The 6,142-nt window shown below is 70.2% G+C and carries 7 protein-coding genes; 1 reads left to right on the plus strand and 6 read right to left on the minus strand.

The annotated features are described in order from the left end of the window. Together GT030_RS30535 and GT030_RS36880 are read right to left on the minus strand one after the other, a co-directional pair. On the minus strand, positions 1-681 hold a 681-nt coding region (locus tag GT030_RS30535), incomplete at its 3' end, for a condensation domain-containing protein (RefSeq protein ID WP_237522935.1). A 399-nt stretch (positions 682-1,080) separates the two neighbouring features. Continuing rightward, positions 1,081-1,296, minus strand: a complete 216-nt coding sequence (locus GT030_RS36880; RefSeq protein WP_086693285.1) for an MbtH family protein — start codon at positions 1,294-1,296, stop codon at positions 1,081-1,083. A gap of 664 nt (positions 1,297-1,960) precedes the next feature. Between GT030_RS36880 and GT030_RS30545 the strand changes: the two genes are divergently transcribed. Continuing rightward, entirely contained in the window at positions 1,961-3,184 is a 1,224-nt protein-coding gene (locus GT030_RS30545; protein ID WP_161203861.1) for a cytochrome P450, read from the plus strand. A 48-nt stretch (positions 3,185-3,232) separates the two neighbouring features. Here the strand turns inward: GT030_RS30545 and GT030_RS30550 are convergent, their stop codons facing one another. From GT030_RS30550 to GT030_RS30565, 4 genes are read right to left on the minus strand one after another with little or no spacing between them, the layout of a single operon-like run. Next, entirely contained in the window at positions 3,233-4,498 is a 1,266-nt protein-coding gene (locus GT030_RS30550) for a cytochrome P450 (protein WP_161203862.1), read from the minus strand. After that, positions 4,495-5,112, minus strand: coding sequence for an ATP/GTP-binding protein (locus GT030_RS30555; protein ID WP_130329887.1), 618 nt, complete (start codon positions 5,110-5,112; stop codon positions 4,495-4,497). The genes GT030_RS30550 and GT030_RS30555 overlap by 4 nt, the downstream gene beginning before the upstream one ends. Next, positions 5,093-5,440, minus strand: a complete 348-nt coding sequence (locus tag GT030_RS30560; protein ID WP_161203863.1) for a DUF742 domain-containing protein — start codon at positions 5,438-5,440, stop codon at positions 5,093-5,095. Before GT030_RS30560 ends, GT030_RS30555 begins: the two co-directional genes overlap by 20 nt. Further along, on the minus strand, positions 5,437-5,856 hold the full coding sequence (locus GT030_RS30565; protein ID WP_161203864.1) for a roadblock/LC7 domain-containing protein: 420 nt from the start codon (positions 5,854-5,856) through the stop codon (positions 5,437-5,439). Before GT030_RS30565 ends, GT030_RS30560 begins: the two co-directional genes overlap by 4 nt. Positions 5,857-6,142: the final 286 nt, after the last annotated feature.

Genomic DNA, 6,142 nt, shown 5'->3' on the forward strand with positions numbered 1-6,142 from the left:
GGCGCGGGTCCCGTCGTCGGAGGCGTCCCCGGCCGGCGTGGTGAAGCGGCCGGTCCAGTAGGCGCGGTCGGCCTCGGTGCGGCCGGAGGCACGGTAGGCGGCCTCCTCGTCCACCAGGTCGCGCAGCGGCGCGGCGGTGATGTCGTCGGTGTTCTCGCCCCGTACCGCACGGGTGTAGAGGTCGGCGACGGTGCGGGCGAAGAGGGCACCGCTGAGACCGTCGACGGCGATGTGGTGGTAGCGGATGTACCAGAAGTGCAGCGTGGGGCTGAGCCGCAGCAGCGCGAAGTGGTGGCGCGGGGAGTCCAGTCGGTCGACGGTGGCCATGTCGTCGGCCATGTACCGTTCCGCCGCGGCGGTCGGGGCTTCCTCCCCACTCAGATCCACCCGATGGAGCCGGCTCGGGGCGTCCGGTCCGGAGCGCACCACCCGCTGGCGAATCGTTTCACCGTCAGTGACGAACTGCAGGTGAAAGCTGTCGTGGAGGTACACGGCGCGGTCCACCGCGGCGGCGAATAAATCCTCGTCGAGGCCGCCACGGATCTCCAGGCATTCCCCGATGTTGTATTTGGGGCTGTCCGGATCGACCAACTGCCCATACCACACACCCTGTTGCGCGGCGGTCAGTTCGAACGATTCTTCGGGCGTCACTGAGAACGCGGCCGAGCGGTTTTCACGCATGCGGGATCAACCTTTGGGGAGAGGTTCCGGGGACGGTAAGGAAAGCCGGGGCATAACGAACGCGCGCACAGCGCATCGCCCCACGGCTTTTCCGTGACGGTGAAAGGAAGAGAGTGCGTCTGCCAGATGTCGGACACGGCCGCGCCGTCCGCACTTCCGCTTACCGGCGCACGAGTGCCCGCCGCATCCACGCGCGTCGACCCCGCGGCCGGGCCGGCCGCCGGGACCTCCGCGAGCGGGAGCGGGAACCGGCGCGAGCGTCTCGCCGGCGTGGACGATCGTCCGGCGCGCCGACGCGACGGCCTCCCCGGGCGAGAGCGGCGCCCAGGGGGTCACATGGCGGCGAATGCCGTACGACCAGGCATGACACCCCGGACGGGCCGGGGTTCGCGGGCCGACCTATCCGTCGGCCGCCATCGCCCGCACCAGACTGGCGGGCCGCATGTCGGTCCACTGGGCCTCGATCGCGTCCAGGCACTCCTGGCGCGACCCCTCCGGGCCCTCGGCCCGCCAGCCGCCCGGCACGGCCAGCGTCGCCGGCCAGAGCGAGTACTGACCCTCTTCGTTCACGAGCACCAGGAACTTGCCCGATTCATCGTCGAAAGGATTGACCACGACGCCCCCCTTGGCGACACGTACATCAGCTTGTTTTCCGAGCCGCCGCGCATTCCGTTTCCGCGGCTCCCGGACTGCTTGCCCGACCCGCACCGTGCGCCAGATCGAACGAAGGAGCGAAGCGCTCCATCCCCGAGATGACAGTTCCCGTGCGGCCGGTCGGAACCAGACTGCCCGGACCCTGCTCATTCACACTCATCACACTAAGGGAAAGTCCACGATCGGAGGTACTCGTTCGATCGATTACCGATGGGTAATAGAGCGCGCAATAATCATCTGTACTGCCTTTGGCATATGCCTACCGGTATTCAGCATCCATCATTTGGCCAACGGGCGTCCGGAGTATGACAGTTCGGCCGCTTAAGACCCATGTCGATCCGGCCGATCCGGCGCATGTGCCACCCCGCTCTCACTTGAGCGCATACGGCTCCGCACCACGCACCCGTGCGCCGACCGTGCGCCCCGTTTCCACCCGTCACGCCTCGCCGCACCGACCAGATCAGGACACGAGGGCCGGAGAACAGACCGCGCACCCCGCTTTCCGGACGACCGGTATCCGGCCAAGGTACGCACCGGCCCCACTCGAAGCCTTAGGGGTCTGTCATGGCTGACGAATGATCAATAACCTTACGGAACACGCCATTCCCGGTCTCGACGGAGCATCATGACCACTGCGGCACAGATACCCGACATCCTCTCCCCCGAGTTCGCGGCGGACCCGTACCCGGCCTACCGGCTGATGCGGGAGTCCGCACCCCTCATCTGGCACGAAGCCACGCAGAGTTACATCATCTCGCGCTACGAAGACGTCGAACGTGTCTTCAAGGACAAGGACGGCGAGTTCACCACCGACAACTACGACTGGCAGATCGAGCCGGTCCACGGCAAGACGATCCTCCAGCTCAGCGGCCGTGAGCACGCGGTGCGCCGGGCTCTGGTCGCCCCCGCCTTCCGCGGCCGGGACCTCCAGGAGAAGTTCCTGCCCGTCATCGAGCGCAACTCGCGCGAACTGATCGACGCCTTCCGGCACTCCGGCTCCGCCGACCTGGTCACCGACTACGCCACCCGGTTCCCGGTCAACGTGATCGCGGACATGCTGGGCCTGGACAAGGCCGACCACGCCCGCTTCCACCGCTGGTACACCGCCGTCATCGCCTTCCTCGGCAACCTGTCCGGCGACCAGGAGGTGGCCGCGGCAGGCGAGCGCACCCGCGTGGAGTTCGCGGAGTACATGCTGCCGATCATCCGCGAGCGCCGCGAGAACCTCGGCGAGGACCTGCTGTCGGTGCTGTGCGCCGCCGAGGTCGACGGGGTGCGGATGAGCGACGAGGACATCAAGGCGTTCTGCAGCCTGCTGCTCGCCGCCGGCGGTGAGACCACGGACAAGGCCATCGCCAGCATCTTCGCCAACCTGCTGAGCCACCCCGACCAGCTCGCCGCCGTCCGGGCCGACCACAGCCTGATCCCGCGGGCCTTCGCGGAGACCCTCCGCTTCACCCCACCCGTGCACATGATCATGCGGCAGTCCGCGACCGAGGTGAAGCTCAGCGGCGGCACCATCCCGGCCGGGGTCACCGTCACCTGCCTGATCGGCTCGGCCAACCGGGACGAGAACCGCTACCGCGAGCCGGACCGCTTCGACATCTTCCGCGAGGACCTCACCGCCACCAACGCCTTCTCCGCGGCCGCCGACCACCTGGCGTTCGCGCTGGGCCGGCACTTCTGCGTGGGCGCGCTGCTCGCCAAGGCGGAGGTCGAGATCGGCGTCGCCCAACTGCTGGACGCCATGCCGGACCTGCGCTTCGCCGACGGCTTCGACCCCGTCGAGCAGGGCGTGTTCACCCGCGGCCCCCAGGCTCTTCCGGTGCGATTCACCCCCACCGCCTGACCCGCGCCCGGTGGGCCCCCTCCCCCCGGGGGCCGACCGGGCCACCGGCTATCCGTCGACCGGGGTGAACCGGACCGGCAGGGTGGTCAGCCCCCGCATCCAGATGGACGACCGCCAGGTCAGCGTGTGCGGGTCCACCGCGAGCACCAGGTCGGGCAGCCGCTCCAGCAGCGTCTCCACGGCGGTGCGCGCCATGACGTCCGCGAGCAGCGGCGCCGGGTACGGGCACCGGTGCTCGCCGTTGCTGAACGACAGGTGCGCGGCGTTCTCCGCGCCGACATGGCCCTCGGGCCACAGACTCGGGTCGGTGTTGGCGGCGGCCAGCCCGAGGACCAGGCAGTCGCCGGCCCGGATCTGACGGCCGCCGAGCTGGGTGTCCCGTACCGCCCAGCGGCCGATGAAGTTCTGGGTGGGCGTGTCGAGCCAGAGCACCTCGTTCAGCGCCTCGCCCACGCTGACCCGGCCGCCGGACACGCTGAGTTCGAACCGCTCGTCGGTGAGCAGCAGACGCAGCGCGTTGCAGATCCAGTTGGCGGTGGGCTGCTGCGCGGCCGCGATGACCGAGATCAGGTCCTGGACGATCTCCTGGTCGCTGAGCCCCGCCGGGTGCAGCACCATCCGCGAGGTGACGTCCTTGCCGGGGTCGGCCCGTTTGTCCTGGACCAGCCGCACCAGCCGCTCGCCCACGCGCCCGTAGGCCGCCACCGGGTCGTCGCCCTCGGCCGCGTCCAGGGAGATCCGCAGGTCGTCGACGAGCTGCTGGGTGTCGGCGCCGGAGACCGGCATACCGCACATCTGCACCACGGCCCGCATCGGCAGGGCGTGCGCGTACGACGACATCAGCTCGGCCTGGCCGCTGCCGGCGAACCGGGCGATCAGCTCGTCGGCGATCAGCTCGCAGTCGCGGGCCAGCTCGAACTGGTCCACCCCGGACAGCGCCTCGGTGATCACCCCGGCCCGCCGCCGGTGCTCCTCCCCCTCGGTGAACAACACCGAGGGCTGGTAGCCGACGAAGGGCATCAGCGGCCAGTCCGGCGGGATGTTGTCCCACTGGTTCCAGCGGCGCGAGTCCCGCGCGAACAGCTCGTCGTGGGTGGTGACCTGGGCGACCTCGTGGTAGCCGAGCACCAGCCAGGCCGGGATGTCGCCGTCCAGCAGGACGGGCGCGACGGCGCCGTGCTCGCGGCGCAGCGCCCGGTACATCTGCGACGGCGTCTGCTGGTACTCCAGTCCCGCCAGGCGCACCGCGTCGGTGTGGGCGGGGCAGCCGGGCGGCGGGGCCTGGTGCGCGGAGAAGGGGCCGGGGTCGGTCACGGGGTCGCCTCCTGGGCCGTGGCCAGCGTGTACACATGGTCCACGAGAGTGATCAGCACGTCCTTGCCCGACTGCCGGACCCGTGCGTCGCAGTCGAGCATCGGCACGTGATCCGGGAGCGCGAGGGCCTGCCGGATCTCGTCCAGGGAGTGGTGGTTCGCGTCGTCGTCGAACCGGTTGACGGCCACCACGAAGGGCGTCCCGTGGTGTTCCAGCCGGTCTATCGCGTACCAGGAGTCGTCCATCCGGCGGGTGTCCACGAGGACGACGGCGCCGAGGGTGCCGGAGAAGAGCCGGTCCCACAGGAACCAGAAGCGCTTCTGGCCCGGCGCGCCGAACAGGTACAGCACCATGGTGTCGTTGAGGCTGATCCGGCCGAAGTCGAAGGCGACGGTGGTGGTCGACTTCGCGGCGACGCCGCTGGTCTCGTCGATGCCGACGCCGGCCTCCGTCATCACCTCCTCGGTGTTCAGCGGCCGGATCTCGCTCACGGAGCGGACCAGCGTGGTCTTGCCGACGCCGAAGCCGCCCACGACGACGATCTTCAGCCCGGTTTCCGCGGCGTCGGCCAGTGGCGTGCGGTGGGCGGGCAGCTCAGAGATTGCGGAGCCCATGGAGCACTTCCTTGAGAAGGGCGGGGTCGGGGAGCGAGGGGTTCGCGGGTGGGTGGCGCGCGGTGATCCGGCCGGTGTCGAGCAGGTCGGCCAGCAGGATGCGGACGACCGTGATCGGCAGTTCCAGCTCGGCGGAGATCTCCACCACCGAGGTGGGGTGCCGGCACAGGGTCAGGATGCGGGTGTGCTCCGACTGCATGCCCGTGGCCGGCTGGCACTCCGCGACGATGAGCGTGACCAGGTCCAGGGTGTCGTCGACGCTGCTGCGGCCGTTCGTGACCGTGTAGAGCCGGTCGGGGGCACCGGTGTCCACCGGCTTGCGGGTCACGGCCGGGTACTCCCCTGGAACGGCTGCCGGGGCGCGGCCCGCAGATGCTCGCCGATCTTGTCGACCAGGCCGGTCATCTCCTCGCCGAGGCGGCCGGGGTCGGCGTTCTCGGCGGCGACGACCGCCAGATGCGCGCCCTCACCGGCGCCGACGATGCACAGCAGGCCGCCGTGGAAGGCGGTCATGGCGTGGAGCACGCCGCCGGAGCCGTCGCCGAACTCCACGGACGCGCCGTGGGACAGCGCCTGGAGGCCGGAGCAGATGGCGGCGAGCTGGTCGGCCTGATCCGCGGCCAGGTCGGGGGTCCAGCACAGCTTGAGGCCGTCGCGTGAGAGGACCAGGGCGTGCCGGGCACCGGGCGTCTGCTCCAGCAGGTTCTGCAGTAGCCAGACGAGGCTGTTGTCGGTGGTCTGCATGATGGGTGATGGGACGGTGGTGTCCGAACTGTTCGGTCACCGGCCCGTTCCTCCAATCTCATGGGCACGAGGGGGGTGTGGCTGCCGGGCACGGGCCCGGCGGGGCTCGGGGGCTTAACCGGCGGTCGGCGGCTCGGGGGCGGGGCGGCCGCCCAGGGTGTCGTCCGACGACTTGCGCGAGCGGTGGAAGGCGCCGAAGCGGGAGCCGACGTCGTGCACGGGCCGCTTGCGGGGCGGGGTGGGCTCGCTCGCGGGGCGCTGGGCGCGCTCGGCGTCGCTCATGGTG

It is taken from the genome of Streptomyces sp. SID1328 (assembly GCF_009865595.1).
Lineage (GTDB): Bacteria > Actinomycetota > Actinomycetes > Streptomycetales > Streptomycetaceae > Streptomyces > Streptomyces griseoluteus.

Coding starts and splice junctions, on each gene's coding strand:
- GT030_RS30545 (WP_161203861.1), top strand. CDS start 1,961: ATGACCACTGCGGCACAGATACCCGACATCCTCTCCCCCGAGTTCGCG.
- GT030_RS30555 (WP_130329887.1), bottom strand. CDS start 5,112: ATGGGCTCCGCAATCTCTGAGCTGCCCGCCCACCGCACGCCACTGGCC.
- GT030_RS30565 (WP_161203864.1), bottom strand. CDS start 5,856: ATGCAGACCACCGACAACAGCCTCGTCTGGCTACTGCAGAACCTGCTG.